The sequence below is a fragment of the Marinitoga sp. 1155 genome (genome assembly GCF_001021175.1).
GTDB lineage: Bacteria > Thermotogota > Thermotogae > Petrotogales > Petrotogaceae > Marinitoga.
Window position 1 is genome coordinate 24,011 of sequence record NZ_AZAX01000014.1, and the last position, 19,959, is coordinate 43,969.

The following is a 19,959-nucleotide window of genomic DNA, read 5'->3' on the forward strand; positions in this document are numbered from 1 at the left end:
AAATAAATTTTTGACATAGATTGTCATTATTTATATGTACTTGTCAATATATGTTTAAAATTGGTTTTTGATTTTTTAGTATATTATTGATATAATACTGTACACAACATTGGAGGTGATGATTATATGAGCTTAAAGGCTAAAATAATTTCTGGATTTTCGGTAATAGTAGTAATTGCAATAATAATAGGAGTTTTAGGGTTGCTGTCTACAAATAATATAAAAAACTATGTTTTAGATATTGCCAATAAAAACTTACCTAAAGTTCAAAAAATATTGTCAATACATCAGCTTCAAACATCTATAGAAAAGTCTGAAATGACTTTATTAGGTTTGACTGATGCAAAATTAAGAGAAGAAGAATACAAAAGAATGAAAGAAATATGGGATTCAATTAATCAGTTAATTAAAGAATATGAAAGTTTTAATCTGTCTGTAGAAGAATCAAAATATTGGAAAGACTATAAAAACAAATTAAGTATATGGAAAAAAGAACATACAAAATTTATGAACTTATCAAAACAATTAGATGAAACAAAAATATTGGATCCGAAATCTTTAAAACTTGATATAAAAACATATGAAAGCGAATTGTATAGACTGGCCTGGATAATTGAAAAAGCAATCCTTGAAAAAGAGCCTTTTAACGAAGAGTTGAATCCAAGAAATAGTGCTTTTGGTAAATGGTTAGATTCTTATAAAACAGAAAATGATTATTTAATTGATATGTTAAGTGATATGAAAAAATATAATGAAGGATTTTTAAAAACAGCAAAAACTATAAACAATGTTATAAAAAAGAAGAATGAAAAACAGATAGCATTAATGCAGAGAGTATATAATAATTCTCTTATACCGTATTTAGAAAATATATTCGAAACTTTTGAAACAATAAATCAAATAGCAGATGAAGCTTTACAATTAAAAGAGCAAATGGCAGATCAAAGTTTAAATATTAATCTTCCTTTGTTTGAGGAAACGGCAAATGTGTTGAAAAAAATAGTTGCTTATAATAAAACAGAAGCTCTTCATAAAGGTGAAGAAACAGTTTCAAAAGTGAAACAGGCGTTAATAGTGGTTATCTCTTCAATAGGTATAGGAGTTTTAATCTCTATTATATTTGGTTGGTTAATTATAAAGAACATAATAACCTCAATAAGAACATTGATGAAAAAAATCCAATCATTTGGAAAAGGAGATTTAACAGTAGCCTTTAAAATAAAGGGAAAAGATGAAATTGCTCAAATGGCCAGCGCATTGGACAAAATGGCATGTGATTTACGAGATTCAATGAAACAAATATACAATGCATCTGATAAACTGGCGTTATCCTCTAATACACTAGCCTCAATATCCGAAGAACAAAATGCAATTTCAGAAGATTTAGCTTCACAATCAAAAGTTATAGAATCAAATACAGAAGATGCATCTGCATCTGTTGAGGAAGTTTCGTCTGGGGTTGAAGAAATTGCAAGTTCTGCTCAAATGATATCTACAAATGCAGAAGAATTATCCTATAAAGCAAATGAAACATCAGAAGCTGCAGTGAATGGTGAGAAATCAGTAAAGAAAATAGTCGATATAGTTGAAAATGCAGTAACAGAATCACAAAACACTCAGGAAAAAGTAAATGAATTAGCCGAGAAAGTACAAAATATTGGTAATATAGTAGAAACTATAAATCAAATAACAGAGCAAACAAATCTGTTGGCTCTAAACGCAGCAATAGAAGCGGCAAGGGCTGGTGAAGCTGGAAAAGGATTTGCTGTTGTTGCTGATGAAATTAGAAAGCTTGCAGAACAGAGTAAAGCATCTACGGAAGAAATAGCAAAGATATTGATTTCAGTAAAAGATGGAGCATTAAGCGCTAACGAAGCAACAAACAAAGTAGTAAAAGTCATTAAAAATATCGATGATGAATCAGAAAATATAGTTTCGCAGTTTAAAATAATTCATGATAGAGTTGAAGAAATGGTTATGAAAGTACATGAGTTATCTTCTGCTGCAGAAGAACAAAGTGCATCTACAGAAGAAATGGCTGCTGCTATGGATAGAATATCAAAAGTGATATCCGAAATATCTGATCAGGTTAAATATATGGTAAATGCGATAGAACAACAAAATGAAAGTTCCAGACAGGTTAATGAAAATGCAGAAGAAGGAAATAAATTATCCAAATCATTGATGAATTTAATAAACAAATTCAAGATATAACATATAATAAAGGTACATTTACATGCACCTTTATTATAGTGAGTAAATAAAAAGCAAAATTACAAAAATATAAAATTAATAATAATTTCAATATAATAAAAGGGGCTAATGCCCCTTTTATTATATTGAGTGTTTTCCAGGTGTTTTGGCAAATAGTCTCGTTTTCTCCACATGGTCAAGTGAAAGTATCCATCTTGTAAATCTTTCTATTCCAATGCCGCATCCAGCAGAATGCTTTAATATGCCAGCTTTTGCTACTTTTAAATAATCTTCAAATTGTTCGGGTGGTGTATTTTTCAATTTCATTCTTTTTAATATCTGTTCATATTCATGTTCCCTTTCTCCACCTGAAACAGCTTCTTCAAAACCTTCTGGATAAATTAAATCAAAATCAAGTAAAACATCAGGTCTTTCAGGGTCCTGTTTATCATAAAATTCTCTTTCTAATAGAGGAATGTCAATCATCCAAAATGGCTCATCAGCATTTAAAGAAGCAATTTTTTCATAATCATCTTCACCATATTTCTCTTTTAGTTCTTTAACAGTATAACGTTTAAAAGGTTTAGAAGGTGTTTTTAATGATGGATGATATTTTCTAATTATTTCCGGGAATTTTTTTCTTATATTTTTGATTGTATAAATAATAGCATCTTCCATTACATCAAAAACTTCTTCTCTGCTTGCCTCCAACATTTCCATATCAATTTGAACAAAATCAAATAAATGTCTTCCAGAATCCATCTTATCTTCGGTTTCAAGTCTTACATTTGGTGAGACTATATAAATTTTCTTATGAACTAGAACAGCAACCTGTTTGTGCAATATCATAGATTTAGTAACTGAATATTTTTGACCATAATATTCAAATTCAGCTTCAAAATGCGGATGGTTTAGTGGATCTGTTATTGGAGAAACAGTAACAGGTAGCAACTCCACAAATCCTTTTTCATCCAGTGCATGTCTGATACTTTTCAAAATTTCATGTTGGATTAATGTAGCGTCTTTAAAAACAGAATTTTCTAAATATTCTTTTACCAATTCAACAGTGTCAACCTTTCTTTCCCTACTTTCAATAGTTTTTTTAGTCATAATACCCTCTCCCTTCAAAAAATTAAATTTATAAGAATCTCTCCCTCTCCGTAATATGTTTTTCAATTATTTTATATTTAAATAAAAAACCGGCGCTGGTATGAAAACATCCAGCGCCGGTGATTGTATATAAAACGAGCTACCTCGCGTTACACCAACGCTGGTTGATATTATTATTATTGAAATTATTTAATTTTATTGATAATATTATAATCATATGTTACACCACCTATAAGATTTTTTCATATTATACTATATTTTTTTGCTATTGTCAACTACGTTCAAAAAATTCATCCAATTTCTTAAAAGAAAGTTCCATTGAAATAGGTCTTCCATGAGGACAAGTTAAGATATTATATTCAATAATTTTTGAAACTAATTTTTCAAGCCCTACAGGGTCATCACCGGTTTTTACCGCTGCTCTGCATGCCATTGTGGCTATTGCATGGTCAAATACCTTGTCTAAAGATTCTATACCTTCAAGTCGTAACTCATCAAGTATTTCAATTATCGTTGCTTGAGGATCATTTATTCTTAAATTGGATGGAAATCCCATAATAAAGTATTCATCGCTATTTTTTGTTATTTCAAATCCCAATTTTCTTAATTTTTCGATATGTTCTTCCAAAATATCTTTTCTAACTGCATCAAGATTTAGTTCTATTGGTAACATTACCATCTGTGTTGTTATATTTCCATTTTCAAAAAATTCCTTTTTTAAATCTTCATATAACACCCTTTCATGCGCAGCATGAAAATCTACAAAATGAATAGAATCCTTTAACTCCAGGATTATATATCTACTGGCAACAACGCCTATTATTTTATAGTAGTCTAAGTTCGGTGTTTTTTCTTTTTTGGATTCAATCGGTTTTATATTATTTATGATATTACTATTAATAAGATTTTTTAGCGTATTTTTTTCTTTGAAATTATTAACCTTTTTTTCATTTTGAATATGTAAATTTATTCTATTATCTTTTTTCTTTTTAATTAAAAATGTATTATATTTTTCTTCTTTTTCTGATATTGTTGGAATTTGATTGTATGAGTTTCCTTTAATAAAAGAATTATTATTATTTATTTTTTTATCTAAATCTCGTTCTAAACTTATATGATCGGTAGTATTTTGCTTAATTTTACTTTTTTCAATGTCAATAGACATTTTAAATCTTGTTTCTTTTATAAGCATCTCACGTATAATTTTTTTAAATCTATTATAAATAATTCTTGACTCAGAAATTTTTACCTCAAGTTTTTGAGGATGAACGTTAACATCCACCTCTTTTGGATCGATTTCAAAAAATATAATTCCATATGGATGACGTCTTGATTCAAGCATTTCACCATAACCCGCTTCAAATACTGCAAATAATTCTCCAGAACGGATATATCTATTGTTTATAAAAAATACCTGTGCAGTTCTATTATTTCTTGTTACTCTTGGATGTGAGATATAACCTTTAATTTTAAACCATTTTTCTTCAAGGTTTATTTCAAAGAAATCTTCTTTGTTTGTTTCTGGAAATATAGTATTTATTTTCTCAATTAAAGGGATATCTTTTGATACAGAATATACTACTCTATTATCTTTTATATAATCAATACCAACTTTAGATGCCAGTATGAATTTTTCAATAATTTCAGTAACCATCCTGCTTTCTACAGCAGGAGATTTTAAAAATTTCCTTCTTGCAGGTAAATTGAAAAATAAATCTCTCACTTCTATTGTTGTGCCATTGGAAGCTGCTATTTTTTTAGAGTTGATAGGTTCCCCGCCCACAAATTCAACACTTGTAGCTATATCATCAGTTTTTCTCTTAGATGTTATTTTCATTCTTGAAACTCTTGAAATAGCAGCTAAAGCTTCGCCTCTAAATCCGTATGTATGAATGTTATATAAATCATTAACGTCTTTTATTTTACTTGTAGTATGTGGTTGAACAGCCAGTAATATTTCCTCTTCAGACATTCCTACACCATTATCTGTAATTCTAATATATGTTTTTCCACCATCTTTTATTTCAACAGTAATTTTATCAGCATAGGCATCAATGGCGTTTTCAAATAGTTCTTTTACAACAGCAAAAGTTCCGGTAACTACTTCACCAGCAGCGATTTTCATTATTACCGATTCGGGTAATTTAACAATAGCCATAAAAATCACCTGCTTTTCTGTCTGAAAATTTCAAATAATATAATACCTGCACTAACAGATACATTTAATGAATCAACATTGTTTGCCATTGGAATAGAAATTAAAGCATCACATTTTGATTTAATCTTTTCTCTAATACCACTTCCTTCATTTCCCATAACAATAGCAACATTTCCAGTTAAATTTGTTTCATAGTATATATTATGACTCATGTCAGCACCATATACCCAAAACCCGTGTTTTTTAATAGTCTCAATAAATCTTGAAATATTAGTTACTTTTAAAATAGGAATTCTAAAAGCCAACCCTACTGAAACTTTAATAACAGTTGAGGTTACTTCAACGGAGTTATCCTTAGGAATAACTATTAAATCAGCATCAGCAGCGAGAGAAGATCTAATAATGGCGCCGAAATTATGAGGATCCTGAATTTGATCCAGGATTACAATTGTAGCGTTTTCTCTTAAATTATTCAGAATAGTTTCATCAACATATTTAAATTCTTTTCCAATATCTATTACAACACCTTGATGTTTTGAAACATTAACCATTTTTTGTAGAACATTATCAGGTGCAAAAGAGAATGAATATTTATGTTTTTTGGTCAATTCAATTAATTCTTTAAATGTTTTATCTGTTTTTTTACTATCGGTAAAATAAATATTTTTTACAGGATAATGCGCATTTATAATTTCTTTTAATACATTTCTGCCATATACATACATTATTTTCTCTCCCCTAATACGTTTTTAGAACTTTCTAAAATTTCATTTAATCTTGTATAATCTTTTTTTAAAAACAGATATCCAACAACAGTTTCAAATGCAGTTGCTTTTCTATATTCTAAATCATTTCCACGCTTTTTAGCGCCTTTTGAATTAAGTCCTCTTTTATATATATTTTTTTCTTCTTCGTTGAAAGAATTTAAAATATTATCAACTATTTTAGCTTGTGCTTTTGCACTAACATAATTTTTACTTTCATTATGTAACTTACCTGCTTTTTTTCTACCAGTATCTATAATATAATTTATAAAATATAAATTAATTACAGCATCTCCAATATATGCAAAGGTGTCTACAGGCACCTCTCTTAAATCTTTAATCTTACTTTCGAATAACTTACCTAAATTATTAAATTCACTCATTTTGTGCTCCCTTCAACTATTTTTCAATTTCTACAATTCCACCATGATTTCTAATTTTTATTATAATATCATTTAATGATTTCTCTATTTTTCCTACGCTTTCATTTTCATCAAAATAGCTAAATACAATTTTTAAAGGTTTAATTATTAATAATCCATCTACAACTTTATTAATTTTTTCTATGGTTTTGCCATTTAATGGTTTTTTTATATAAATTGTTAGAGTACTATTAAAATTTTTTACGTCCAAAATATTTTCTTCTTCTCTTTTATACAATCTCCTAATTTTAGAAATTTTGCTTTGAGATATTTGAATTTTCTCGAAAGCTTTCTTTAATTTTTCTTTATCTACTGGTTTAATTATAAAATAATCAGCTCCATAATTCAATGCTTTAAATATTTCTGTTTTTTTATTAGAAACGCTTATAACAATTATTTTTAAATTAGGGTATGTTTTTTTTAAAAGTTTTATAGCGTTTATTCCATCGGTATTTTTTAAGTACAAATCTAGGGTTATAATATCTGGTTTTAGTTTTTGGCATTTGTTGACAATACCGAATATATCATCAAATTCTCCAACAATTTCATGTCCTAATTCTTTTAAATACTTTTTTAAAACATTTCTAATATTTATATTATCTTCAATAATCAATATTTTTGACATAGTTACCTCCTGGGAATTGCGATGTTAAAAGTTGTACCTTTATTTGGTTCGGAATAAACGGAAATTTTACCTTTTAAAATTTCAACTTCATTTTTTACGGAATATAACCCAATTCCTTTACCAGCGTATATATTTGATTCATATTTTGATGTATAGCCATATTCAAATATTTTATTTATATTTTTTATACCCTTTCCATCATCTGATATTATAATGTGAATAATATTTTCTTTCTCATATACTTTACATTTAATATTACCACCTGGCGTTTTATTTAAAATAAGTCTTTCCTCTGGTCTTTCTATGCCATGTATGACAATATTTCTAAATATATGGATTAATGACTTTATAAAGTCATAATAATCATCAATATCTATAAACAAGTTAGAATCAATTTCAAACGAATTAATCTTTTTTTCAAATTTCTCTGCTAATTCAAAGGTATACTTTTTATATACATCTAACACATCTTTTATATCTTTGAAATAAAGTTTTTTTATTTCTGCCAATATTAATTGAGAATATTTTTCTGGTAAAACATTTTCAATATATTTTTCTAAAATTATTATTTTATTTTTATCTATCCAGATCATTTCGTTTTTTAGAAAATCTTTTCCTAAAACACTATTGATAAAATTCAATTCTTCATTTAGAAAAGCATTTAACTTTCTGTCTTTTATAAAAATTACTACTTTATTTTTATCTTTTATATTTGATTTTTTTAATAAATCTAATTCGTTTTCAAGTTTATCTAATTTTTTTCCGGTTTTTATAAAGTGCCATTGCAGAAACAACCCTTTATAAGTATGTATATTTTTATAAAAATTCATAATAAAATCTTGAATTGAATATACAGATATATCATTATATATCTGTTTTGTAACATATCTAATATAATCCTCTATATTCTTTTTTAAAATATCTCTATTCATTACAACATTCAATAACATTTTTGTATTATTTTTTTCATTTTCTATTTTTTCCTCTAATTCTTTTTTTTCCGTAATGTCTTGTATTATGCACATAACTCTTTTTACAGAATCTAAATAAATAATCTTATATTTTACTTTTAATATTTTATTATTTATCTTAACTTCACTTGGCAATAATTCTAAATACACATCATCCTTTTCATCATTTTCAAAAATATGAGATAATATCTTCTTTTCAATTTCATAATCCGAATTATATAATAATTCTAAAATATTTCTTTTTGAAATATCTTCTGTTTCAAAAATATTTAAACATTCCTTGCTATATTCTTTGTGAATCAAGAAATCTTTTCCAAACATTAAAAAGCCTTCATCAGAGTTGTCCAATAATAACCCTAATCTTTTTTTTGTTTCAATTAACATCATTTGATTAATATCGCTTATCTTAGAAATCTTTTTTGTTTGACTCAATAAGTGCTCATAATCTTTGATCAAACATTCATATTTATCAATTAAATTCTCCACAGAAAAACTATTATTTTTTAAAAAATTTTTATGATTTTCTAATTTCTTATATTCATTTGAAAAGATGCTGTCCATTAAAACACCTCTTTGGGAGAATAATCTCACTATTTTTTTATTAGTGTAAAGGGTATGGTTAAATCTTCCATGAAATTTTCCGCTATTTCATAAGAAAATTCATTATCTTCATCATAATACCAATTAATTTTCACATTTTTATTCTTGTTATAAGCTTCTTCTAAAATATCTAATATAAACATAATTGATTTTGTGCTACTGGTATTTAAATAACTAATATCAAAATTAAAAATAACTTCTGTTTCAGTATCTAAATTATTTATATAATTTTCTAACCATTCAAATATAGGATTATAAAAATCAAAGGAATTTTCTGGATATGATTCACCTTTAATAGATAAGATGTTTTTTTCAGGATCAAATATTATTTCTGGTGTAGATTTAGTTGGTTTAATAATTAATTTTTCCATTTTAATACCTCCTATTTAAACCGTTATTATTAGAATAAAATAATAATAATTATTATCTAGTTTAATAAAATCATATTCAAATTTATTTGAAGCCCTTTTAGCCATTTCAAGAAATCCCAAGCCAGCGCCGCCGGTTTTGCTTTTAAAATTTTCTCTTAATCGTTTTTTATATAATAACTTAATTTCATCTTTACTTAAAGAATTTATCTCATCTATACGCTCTTTAAGATTTTGTATATCCTCTTTTTTTACTATATTTCCAGAACTGATAAAATAGTTTTGTTCGTTTTTTCCAATTAATATTATTGATTCTAAAAATACATGATTGATTTCTTTTTTAGATAAAATTCGTTCATAGTTTTTAATGTTTTGACTTTGTTCAATAAATACAGAAAAAATATTGTTAGAAGATGTGTTATGATTTTTATCATTTTTTATATATTCTCTCAATGCTCTTCCTATTTCTTCTATTATACCTTGAGAAAATGGCCCTATAAAACTCATAATAATATTATTTTTTCGAATTTGATCTTTAATTTCAAGAATGTTTTTCGGATTCAAAAAACTCCCCCCTTTGATAGAAAAATATTTTATTTCTTCCAGAATTTTTTGAATTATATAATGCAGTATCAGCTATATTTATTATTTCGTCGATGTTTTCTCCGTTATAAACAGTTAATCCAATACTTGCGGTTATGTTTTTTAAATTTTTATCTAATAAAATAATTTTTTTAAGTTTATGAGCCACTTTTATAGCAGATTTTAAGTTGGTATTAGGCAAGATTATTAAAAATTCGTCTCCTCCCCATCTGAAAACAAAGTCGATTTTTCTTAGGTTTCTTCTTAATATCTTTGAAAGTTCTATTAAAATTCTATCACCAATATTATGTCCAAATGCATCATTAATTTTCTTAAATTTATCTAAGTCCATCATAATTAAGGAAAACTTTCTTCCTTCTCTTTTATATAAATTGATTTGATAGTTAATGATTTCATCGAATTTTAGTCTATTATACAATCCAGTTAATGTGTCTTTTTCAGATAAATTTTTTAAATAAATATTTTTTCTTTCTAATTTCTCCTTTAGTTCAAAAAGATAATTATCCTGAATATCTGAGATATGAATTAATTTGTAATATTCATCAAGTAATTTTTTATATTCATCTAATAAAGATCTATATGATTCTTTTAAAGAATCATAAGAAGGATTTTTCTTTAAAGTATTCTCAGCCTTTTTTATAATTTCAAATTCTTTTTTTAAATAAATAATATCACCACCTATAATTTGAAACCTATAACAGTAATGTCATCTCTTTGTTCTTCATTTTTCATATAATTTTTCAGAAATTTTTCAATTTCTTCTTTCTGTTTATCCATCGGCTCTTTATAAATGTTATTTAATAAATTAACAAAATTTTTTCTGCCTAACCTTTTTCCTTCGGGATTATTTTGATCTTCATATCCATCAGAAGTTATATAAAAATTCGTGTTACTTTCAATTTCAATAATATGTTCACTAAAGATATAATCAGTTTTAGACCTTTTATATCCAATACCCTTATTATCTCCTTTTACTCTTATGGTTTTATTATCTTTTGTATAATACAAAGATATACCAGCACCACTATATGTTAATTTGTTATTCGAAATATAACAAAGTCCTATTTCCATTCCATCATCATATCTATAATCATTATTATAAGAGTTAATAGCATTTTTAAATAAAATATTTAATTTTTGAAGTATATCTGAAGGACTAACTAAATTTGTATCGTCTATAATTCTGTTTAATATAGAATTTGCAGTCATTGTCATCAAAGCTCCAGGCACCCCATGACCAGTACAATCAACTACTGCAATATAGAATGAACCATCATTTCTTTCTTTATACCAATAAAAATCGCCACCTACAATATTTGAAGGTTTCCATAGTATAAAAAAATCTTTGAATTTGTTTTTTAGAATTTTTTCAGATGGTAATATAGAATTTTGAATATTTTTAGCATATAAAATGCTGTCCATAATTCTTTTGTTTTTTTGTTCTAATTCTTTTGTTCTTTCTTCAACCAACTTTTTTAACCTGAAATTAGATATTAATATACTTTGTAATATAACAAAAGATAAAAGTAAAGAAATAGATATAATTGAATAAGAAATTACGCCTTTATATATAGGTGACATGACTTCAGCTTTCTCTACCATAGTAACAATATACCATCCAGAGGAATTTAATTTAGTATAAGCTATGTAATAGCTCTTATTATTAATATTATCTTTTATAATTCCTTTTGATCCGACGAAATGAATATATTCAAATTTTTTGTTTATATTTTCTATATTTTTGTGTAGAATTATAGTTCCTTTGTCATTAATAACAAAAGTTTGTCCTGTTTTGTAACTTAATTCGGAGTTTATTAAGTTTACAAAATCACTAAGAGAGCAATCTATAGATAAGACACCAACTACTTCATTTTTCTCGTTAATTAAAGCTTTTCCTGTAGAGATTAACCATATTTTTGTTTTATATTCTTTATAAGGTGTTCCGATATATACACTTTTAGGATTTTTAATACCTTCAATATACCATGGTCTAATTGTTGGATCATATTCTTCAGGTACTTCCCAATCGTTAATAACTAATTTTTTGTTTTTATAACCAGTATAAATGTAAGCGATATTTTTATTTGAATTCTTGTAATTTTTCAATATTTCTAAAACTTTCTCCTCGCTTTTTTTAGAAAATCCAGCATTGATAAAATCTTTATCTTTTGCAAATGTTTCTGCAAAATGAATTAATTCTGTAAAATAATCATCGATGAATGTAGCAACAACAGAATTCTCACTTTTAATATAGTCTTGCGCTTTGCTTAAATTTATATTATAATAGTTAATAGAAAAAAACAATCCCATCCCTATTATCAATAACATAGATATAAATAATAATGGGAAAATGATTTTATGCCTGTTTGTCATAATATTAACCCCCATATCTCATATATTTATTTTAATATTATATATTTATTATATCAGAAAAAAGTATAAATACTTAAATATTTTTTTAATTACTATAAATTATAAATACTTAAAATCAGGAGGAATATCATGAATAGAAAAAGAGATGTATATTATTGGCAGGAAAGAAGTATATTAAAATATTTAAAGAAAGAATGGATAGAACATGCGGTTTTCAAAATAAATTCAAGTGGAATAATTGGTATAGGTGCTGGAACGCCAAATTCTGATTTTGGTGAAACATACAAAACAACAATGGCTATAATTGAGAAGATGAGAAAATTAACCGAAGAATGGGAAGATTTGAACAATTATGCAGACTTTGAAAAAGTAATGAGTAATATAGTTAAATTTGATATGTCATCAAAAACAGCCGTTGAAATTGCTATTGCTGATTATATCCTAAATTCTAAAAATTTAGATTTGTCAAAAATACTTTTTTCAAAAAAAGATTTAAACGAAGAGATGAAAAAATTATATGTTTATAATGATATGGGATATGCCATTTATGATGAATTAATAGATGCATTAATAATTAAAATTGAATTCATTGAAAAAATATCTTTAGAAGAATTAGAGATATTAAAAGCAAATATTGATAAATACAAAATATGGATAGATTTTAAAGGTATGTTTAACCACTACGAAGTAAAAAAAATACTTGATGTATTTAAAGGCCTTGACGTAGTAGCAATAGAACAACCATTACCTGTTGGGAGTGAATTTGCAGTAAAAGACCTTTTGACGAAATATCCTGTTTTTTGGGATGAATCCTTTAAAACACTTCAGGATATAATAAGATTAAAAGATATTTCTACAGGATTGGTATTTGAAATTACAAAATTTGGGGGATTATTAAAAACTTCTGAGTATTTAAAAGTTGCTGAAAGTTTGGGTTTGGAAACAATGATATCATCAAGAATAGAACATCCAATAACATTAAATTGGGCGAAAAAGATAAAAGAATCATTTAATTATATAGATCTTAATTACGAACATTATATAGAAAAAACGTCTAAGTAAGGAATCCAAAGGATTCCTTATTTTTTTTAAGGATTTTGCTGTTAATATTAAATAATTATAAATAATATAATAAAATTATATATAATAACTTTTTTTCGCGTTTCTTGCTTAAAAGTAAAGAGGTATAATATTATTGCAACAAAAAGATAACAAAATTCTTATAACAGGAGGGGAAATTATGAAAAAGATTTTTATTTTTTTTAGCATTACTGTATTATTATCTTTATTTTTAGTAGGATGTTTTCCAAAACCCGAAGAACCTACTAAACTAGAAGATGGATATTATCTTTATTTTTCTAATAGCGAAGAAGGATTTAAATTTGATTTAATTCCTGACTGGAAATTTTCACAGCAAAACGATGGAACATATAAATTAGAAATTGCCGGATCAGATTTAATAGATAATGTTCCAGCACCAACTAATGATGAAAAAGTATGGTGGTGGAAAGTTGTTCAAATAACAGGAGATAGTTCAATTGCATATGGTGGATTTGAAAAGTTTGATCCAAGTGTTCCAATAGATCCAAATGTTGTTAAAAATATGGATAAGGTAATATTCTATTTTGATCCTTCGGCAGACACAACAACTGATCATAAAACAATAGCAGGAGTAATGGGAGATAATACTAAAGACGCTTCTCCAATATATTTTGCTGGAATTCCAACAGGGTGGGACTTTGTTGAAATGACAGAGGGGAGTTATACAACAGAAAAATCTACAAAAACAATTTTTGGACCCGGAAATCCGCTTGAATTCAAAATTGGTTTAGGAGTTAATAATTGGGACAATGGGCCATTTATATTTAGTGAAAATCATTACTATGGAACGGGTGGAAATACTTTAGCATTTACCTCTGGAAATTATACAATGGGAGCGAGAATAAAATTTGATCCACATTTTTCAAAATTAATTGTTGAACCTTTAGACGAAATTAAATCAATCTCCGAAGTTGTTAATGATATAGATGTAAATGGAACACATGATGCTTCCTCTATTGGTATTGTGAACTATAAATATAGCACATATGTATTTATTCAAGATGAGACAAAAGGAATTGAAATATACAAGCCTGCTAATATTGCTAATTTGAATATAGGTGATTTAGTATATGTTGAAGGATCGGTAAGTCATTTCATAAATTCAATTAATAATGTATATAAATATAATTTAAACGATACAGCTTCTGTAACTGTTTTGAAATCAAATGTAGAAATAATCCCCGTAGACATAAGCGGGGTTGAAATAGCTGACAATTGGGATTATTATGGAAAATTAGTAAAATTTGAAGGTGTATGTAAAAATATAGATGATGGATATAATAATGCTACTTTTGAATCAAATGGTGCAACAATTGTTGTAAAAAATTATACGACAACAGAATTCAGTACTGATATAACTTATAATATTACTGGAGTTGTAATGTATAATTATGATCAATTAAAAGTTGTTCCGAGAGATGAAAATGATATAGCAGCACCTGGACAAATAATTATAGATGGGGATTTATCAGATTGGACAGATTATGCAACAAAGACAGTTCTTGATGAGGCTACAGATGATAGCAAATGGGGATCAGACAATGACGTAAATTGGATAGGTGTTGCAAATGATGATAAATACTTATATATAGGAGCAAAATATAAAGCTTCAAGCAATGGTTTTATTATATATTTTTCTGTAGATGGTGCTACTGGAGGAGCAACAAATATGAATTTTGGAGGCTGGCCAAGAGTCATCCAGACTCAGGATGGAACACCTATACATTTCTTTATAGCCTCTTGGGAACATGGAGATCCGCAACTATGGGTTGTCGAAGGGGCAGCAACAAAAACAGATATATCTGGAAAAATGGCTCAAAAAGTTAATGTTGATCCGGTGATGGAAGTTAAGATTAAATTATCAGATCTTGGTTTGGCAAAAGGGAATAAGATAAAATTTGTTGGAACAATAGTAGGAGGAGATGGTTCTTCATCCCCAGATACAATTCCAAATAATCCTTATCCTGAAAATTGGGATTGGAATGTACCTTTAACAATTATTAATATGGTAGAATATACAATACAATAGAATATTTCATGATTAATATCCCCACCTCAAATTTGGGGTGGGTTTTTTTAAAGTAAATGGAGGTGATGTTTTTGAAAAAAGTATTGATACTGTTATTTTTTTCTGTTTTTTTATTTTCAGGTTGTTTAATGAAAGTTCTTGATTTATCTGTTCCTGAAGGTATATATGTAGGATACGACGGGAATAATTGGTTACAAACAGATGATAAAACATTGATAGAAAATAGTAAATTTACATACGATGAAAATTTGAAATTATATAAAGCAACTATCGATGCATCAAATATAATATTTAATGAAATTGATAATAATGGAAATAAGTTTAATATTGGATATTATAAGGTATATTATGTAAAAAGTGACGGTAATATTGTTTCAGATTCTATTCCAATATTAAAATCAGCAGTAACTCAAAATCAGATTACAGTATATCTAGATCTGGATAAATTAGAAGCGGGAAAAGCCGTAGGAGTAGGAGATGATACAAATTTAAATATGAACTGGTACGCAGCAGGTACTTTTAACAATTGGACTCCAAAACAAATGAATAATATGGGTGATTACTTTGAAATAACTATTAATTCTTCATATAACAAAGGAGATAATATAGAATATAAAATTCCTGTTTCGACAACTTGGATGCCATGGCAAATGATATATAATGGTGAAGTATATTCTGATTCATCTCAAAATCAAAAATATACTTTTAAAAATAATGTGACAGGATTTAAGATTAAATTTTATTCTCTAATTAGTTATGTGGAAATTGAAGAAATTAAGGTTGGTGATTCTCAATGAAAAAAATAATAGTATTAATTTTTTTACTATTAGCAATAATGGGACTATCAAATACACAAATCAATGGAAATTTTGAAACTTCATGGACATACACCATGGAATCATCTCCCGCACAGTTTTATGAAAATGGGTTAAAATTAGATTTGTATATTAAACCGGACGGTTCGGATTTTTCCGGTAGTTTAAATTTGAATAAAGGTGATGATGATAAATATTATATTACAGATGGTGAATTTGATTTTAAATTCGGGAGTAACTTATTTAAAACGTTATGGAAGAAAAAAAGTGTTAATACAACTGATTGGATAAATGCGTTTAATAATGAAAAAATAGGGGCGGTCGATGGATTAGTATTAAAATATGATCTTCCAATAGGAAACACAGAAAATTTTTTATTTAAAAAAGATGGAGGATCGTCATCATTTTTGATTTCACATGTTAGAGGAATTCCTTTAGGAAACTTTTATTATAGCTTTATTTACTCGAAAGAATATTACACAAAATATAATTATATAAACTGGAGGTTTTATGATTACAATTTAAATTTAGGTAAAACACAATTTTTTGGTGAATTTGGTTATTCATATGATAAAGATAAGTTTTATTTAGAAGATAATTATCTTCTTTTTTGGGGTAATAGAGTAAATTTAGGTAGAATTAGTAATGCAATATTTCTAAAATATTTAGCACCGGCTTTTAATAAAACATATCTGCCGGATAGTTTTTATAATAATATTAGAAATGAGTTAACCTTAAACAAAGTAGGGATTATTTTTGATTTTGATTATTATTTTAAAAATAACAAGATTTCTGTTGAAAATTTTTCTCTAAGTCAATTAAAAGGTTATTTTAATTATAATAACTATAATTATCTTTACATAGGAATACCTGTTGCGAATGATAAATATAATTTAAACGATCTGGAATGGACAATAAACTTACCATTTGATTTACCACTATTTGGTAAGTTGAATTTATCTGTATATAAAAAAGGAATAGAAGATGATTGGACTAATATCAAGAAATATGGTGATTTCTCATTTTCTTCAAATTTAAAAGGGAATTTATTAGGTTATTATTATGATATATCCTATATTTTTGGAAATAAAGATGTTAATATAGAAAATTCAACAGTATACGGTGGAGGTTTTTCAGAGGTGTTATATGGTTCATTATCAAAATCATTTGGGAATTTAAATCTATTTGGAAAAGGCATGTATATATATGGAGTAATAGAGAGATATAAAACTATGTATTTAGAAGCAAAATATACAGGCTTTTCTAATATGGAATTATCCTTAAGTTTAGGAGACGGTAATTTTGGTGCATCAAAAGAGTTTAAAAAACAATTATCTTTGACAGTTAAAACAGGATTTTAGGAGGTGTATTTGATGAAAAAAGTATTATTAACAGTATTTTTAATTATATTATCAATAGTGTCTTTTTCTAAGGTATATGTGTATAAAGGTGTTGTAGTTTTTGAGTATAAGGATTTAACAGCTTCTTCTGTATATTTAGCTGGTAGTTTCAATAATTGGGATTCTACAGCATTGCAAATGAAAAAAATAAAAGGTGGTATATGGAGGATAACATTGAAACTTTCACCAGGTGACTATCAATATAAATTTGTAATAAATGGAACTGATTGGAAAGAAGATCCAGAAGCTCCAGACTATGCACCAGATGGGTTTGGTGGGAAAAATGGTGCATTTTCATTAGTTTTAGAAAATGGCGAGTTAAAAATAAAAAAAGCAACTAAACAAGAATCTGGTATTATAAATGGATCATATGTGTTCGATTTAAAATCAAAGATAGATACCGACACATATTCATTGAAAACGCCAACTTTAAGTCATGTTTTTAATTTAAAAATAAATCCTGAAAAATCAGGTATGAAATTTGAAGCTAATTTGGTCGCGGATAACAGTTCGTGGCAATTTAGATTAGAGTCATTAAAAGTAAGATGGGAGAATAATAGATTTGTTTTTGGATTATTCAATAATTCATCAGCTAATACTTTATGGAAATTTTATGAAACCAATATTGAATATAATAAAACAGGATTTTATGGTGGTATTAAATTAAGAGTAGCTGATGTTGTTGTTGATATTTATTCTGAAAATAATGAATTAAAGTATTTCACTACTGCAAGGGTAGGTTTTGAAAATACATATATTTATTTAGGATATTTACCTGCAACTGATGAAACTACAATGAATTTATATATAAGAGCGGAAACTTTGAATGTTGGTATTGAAGGTAAATATTCAGATTCTTTGGAATATTTAAAAGCAGATTTTATTAATGATAATTTATATATCGAAGGTATTTATACTCTTGTAAATAAGAATATAGAGTTTTATTCAAAGATAACATCACTTTTAGAAATAAGCGGAAATTATAATATATCTGAAAATACATATTTTTTAATAGGTGGCCTAAATTTACCAATTTTAGAAAATATAAATATTTTAACAGATATGTATTATGATAATTCAAATAATTTAGGTTATAAAATTGGAGTCGAATTTATTAATAGTAATGTTCTTGCAGAACTTAAAATAGGGCATGATTTTGATATGGATTTTGAAAATTATTATTTATTCATATCTGCAAAAGCAGAATTTTAATTAATATAATAATAATAAAATGAGGCGAAAGCCTCATTTTATTTATGGTATAATAATCATAACATATAATTGATTAGAAAAATTTTTTTTGAACACAAACGGAGGAGAATTTATGAATAGAAAAAGAGACGTATATTATTGGCAGGAAAGAAGTATATTAAAATATTTAAAGAAAGAATGGATAGAACATGCCGTTTTTAAAATTGATTCAAATACCTGTTGGGAGTGAATTTGCAGTAAAAGACCTTTTGACGAAATATCCTGTTTTTTGGGATGAATCCTTTAAAACACTTCAGGATATAATAAGATTAAAAGATATTTCTACAGGATTAGTATTTGAAATCACAAAATTTGGGGGATTATTAAAAACTTCTGAGTATTTAAAAGTTGCTGAAAGTTTGGGTTTGGAAACAATGATATCATCAAGAATAGAACATCCAATAACATTAAATTGGGCGAAAAAGATAAAAGAATCATTTAATTATATAGATCTTAATTACGAACATTATATAGAAAAAACTTCTAAATAAATATAATTTTATATAAAAATAAACATATATTTTATAAAAACAGATTTTGAAAGTCCATCAAAGGTAAAATAATAAAAATGCTGGAAATTCTGGCATTTTTATCAATATTGATGCATGTTAATAAATTCAACGAGTATTTCTTTCTCCTGAAATATTTCTTGGAGATATTTTTATTAATCTTTTTTCATGACAGGTAATTTTTCAAAATATACAAAAATAGAAACTACATTCATAACCATAACTTCGGGTATTGGTTTAAATAATTTTGATTTTATAAAAATTTTTTGAGCTATTGCTCTGATACGCTGGGCTATTTGTTTAAATTTTTGTTTTCTATAAAATATTAGCATGTCTAAAAAGTCTAAAATGAAATGAAGGCTCGAAGATTGCCCTTACACGCTACCGCGGGTATAGGATAAAAGATTTTTATTATATAATTATAAATCTTTTCCCCTTAGATTTTTTATCCAAAAAAATCTAAGGGTGAATGGAAGTCGTCAAAATTACATGGATGTAATGCCGCGAAACAATACACGATGTATTGTTTGAGCGACTTTACTTTTTGGACATCGTAAATTTTATGATATCACTTTCTTATTTTTTGTCCAAATTTTGTAAGGGGTGAGTACGTTTTTATTTTACTTCCTCAATATATTTTGCTTCTTTACCAACAAAAACAATTATA

The 19,959-nt window shown here is 26.5% G+C and carries 18 protein-coding genes; 7 read left to right on the plus strand and 11 right to left on the minus strand.

Annotated elements, in window-relative coordinates:
- The first annotated feature begins 126 nt into the window (after window positions 1-126).
- Complete coding sequence (locus tag X274_RS11545; protein WP_052913198.1) at window positions 127-2,214, plus strand: HAMP domain-containing methyl-accepting chemotaxis protein; 2,088 nt, start codon at window positions 127-129, stop codon at window positions 2,212-2,214.
- Window positions 2,215-2,334: 120 nt separating this feature from the next.
- Here the strand turns inward: X274_RS11545 and X274_RS05840 are convergent, their stop codons facing one another.
- The 10 genes from X274_RS05840 to X274_RS05885 all read right to left on the minus strand — a co-directional run bounded on the left by X274_RS05840 (window position 2,335) and on the right by X274_RS05885 (window position 12,187).
- Window positions 2,335-3,303: an asparagine synthetase A gene (locus X274_RS05840; RefSeq protein WP_047265880.1), complete on the minus strand. Its 969-nt coding sequence runs from the start codon at window positions 3,301-3,303 to the stop codon at window positions 2,335-2,337.
- A 271-nt stretch (window positions 3,304-3,574) separates the two neighbouring features.
- Complete coding sequence (gene mutL / locus X274_RS05845) at window positions 3,575-5,461, minus strand: DNA mismatch repair endonuclease MutL (RefSeq protein ID WP_047265881.1); 1,887 nt, start codon at window positions 5,459-5,461, stop codon at window positions 3,575-3,577.
- A gap of 5 nt (window positions 5,462-5,466) precedes the next feature.
- Window positions 5,467-6,186 (minus strand): 23S rRNA (guanosine(2251)-2'-O)-methyltransferase RlmB, encoded by a 720-nt coding sequence (gene rlmB, locus X274_RS05850; RefSeq protein WP_047265882.1) that lies wholly within the window; start codon window positions 6,184-6,186, stop codon window positions 5,467-5,469.
- On the minus strand, window positions 6,186-6,608 hold the full coding sequence (locus X274_RS05855; protein WP_047265883.1) for a Mini-ribonuclease 3: 423 nt from the start codon (window positions 6,606-6,608) through the stop codon (window positions 6,186-6,188). The genes rlmB and X274_RS05855 overlap by 1 nt, the downstream gene beginning before the upstream one ends.
- A gap of 16 nt (window positions 6,609-6,624) precedes the next feature.
- Window positions 6,625-7,272 carry a response regulator gene (locus tag X274_RS11550; RefSeq protein WP_052913199.1) on the minus strand — a complete coding sequence of 216 codons (648 nt, stop codon included), beginning with the start codon at window positions 7,270-7,272 and terminating at the stop codon, window positions 6,625-6,627.
- A gap of 2 nt (window positions 7,273-7,274) precedes the next feature.
- On the minus strand, window positions 7,275-8,804 hold the full coding sequence (locus X274_RS05865) for an ATP-binding protein (RefSeq protein WP_047265884.1): 1,530 nt from the start codon (window positions 8,802-8,804) through the stop codon (window positions 7,275-7,277).
- Between the two features lie 29 nt (window positions 8,805-8,833).
- Window positions 8,834-9,214, minus strand: coding sequence for a DUF1987 domain-containing protein (locus tag X274_RS05870; protein WP_047265885.1), 381 nt, complete (start codon window positions 9,212-9,214; stop codon window positions 8,834-8,836).
- A gap of 15 nt (window positions 9,215-9,229) precedes the next feature.
- On the minus strand, window positions 9,230-9,775 hold the full coding sequence (locus X274_RS05875; RefSeq protein ID WP_047265886.1) for a SiaB family protein kinase: 546 nt from the start codon (window positions 9,773-9,775) through the stop codon (window positions 9,230-9,232).
- The gene (locus tag X274_RS05880; RefSeq protein WP_335337578.1) at window positions 9,753-10,499 is read right to left on the minus strand and encodes a GGDEF domain-containing protein; all 747 of its coding nucleotides are present in this window, start codon (window positions 10,497-10,499) and stop codon (window positions 9,753-9,755) included. The genes X274_RS05875 and X274_RS05880 overlap by 23 nt, the downstream gene beginning before the upstream one ends.
- Window positions 10,493-12,187, minus strand: a complete 1,695-nt coding sequence (locus X274_RS05885; protein WP_047265888.1) for a cache domain-containing protein — start codon at window positions 12,185-12,187, stop codon at window positions 10,493-10,495. The genes X274_RS05880 and X274_RS05885 overlap by 7 nt, the downstream gene beginning before the upstream one ends.
- Before the next feature lie 129 nt (window positions 12,188-12,316).
- On the opposite strand from X274_RS05885, the gene X274_RS05890 reads away from it, so the two are divergent.
- The 6 genes from X274_RS05890 to X274_RS05915 all read left to right on the plus strand — a co-directional run bounded on the left by X274_RS05890 (window position 12,317) and on the right by X274_RS05915 (window position 19,274).
- Window positions 12,317-13,249 carry an enolase C-terminal domain-like protein gene (locus X274_RS05890; protein WP_047265889.1) on the plus strand — a complete coding sequence of 311 codons (933 nt, stop codon included), beginning with the start codon at window positions 12,317-12,319 and terminating at the stop codon, window positions 13,247-13,249.
- Window positions 13,250-13,427: 178 nt separating this feature from the next.
- The gene (locus tag X274_RS05895; RefSeq protein WP_047265890.1) at window positions 13,428-15,317 is read left to right on the plus strand and encodes a hypothetical protein; all 1,890 of its coding nucleotides are present in this window, start codon (window positions 13,428-13,430) and stop codon (window positions 15,315-15,317) included.
- Between the two features lie 71 nt (window positions 15,318-15,388).
- Entirely contained in the window at window positions 15,389-16,114 is a 726-nt protein-coding gene (locus X274_RS05900) for a hypothetical protein (protein WP_047265891.1), read from the plus strand.
- Entirely contained in the window at window positions 16,111-17,493 is a 1,383-nt protein-coding gene (locus tag X274_RS05905) for a hypothetical protein (protein WP_047265892.1), read from the plus strand. The genes X274_RS05900 and X274_RS05905 overlap by 4 nt, the downstream gene beginning before the upstream one ends.
- A gap of 12 nt (window positions 17,494-17,505) precedes the next feature.
- Window positions 17,506-18,744, plus strand: coding sequence for an isoamylase early set domain-containing protein (locus tag X274_RS11555; protein WP_052913201.1), 1,239 nt, complete (start codon window positions 17,506-17,508; stop codon window positions 18,742-18,744).
- A 188-nt stretch (window positions 18,745-18,932) separates the two neighbouring features.
- The gene (locus tag X274_RS05915) at window positions 18,933-19,274 is read left to right on the plus strand and encodes a hypothetical protein (RefSeq protein WP_156166147.1); all 342 of its coding nucleotides are present in this window, start codon (window positions 18,933-18,935) and stop codon (window positions 19,272-19,274) included.
- Between the two features lie 173 nt (window positions 19,275-19,447).
- Here X274_RS05915 and X274_RS11980 read toward each other — a convergent pair whose 3' ends face one another.
- Window positions 19,448-19,624 carry a hypothetical protein gene (locus X274_RS11980; RefSeq protein ID WP_156166148.1) on the minus strand — a complete coding sequence of 59 codons (177 nt, stop codon included), beginning with the start codon at window positions 19,622-19,624 and terminating at the stop codon, window positions 19,448-19,450.
- Window positions 19,625-19,959 lie beyond the last annotated feature (335 nt).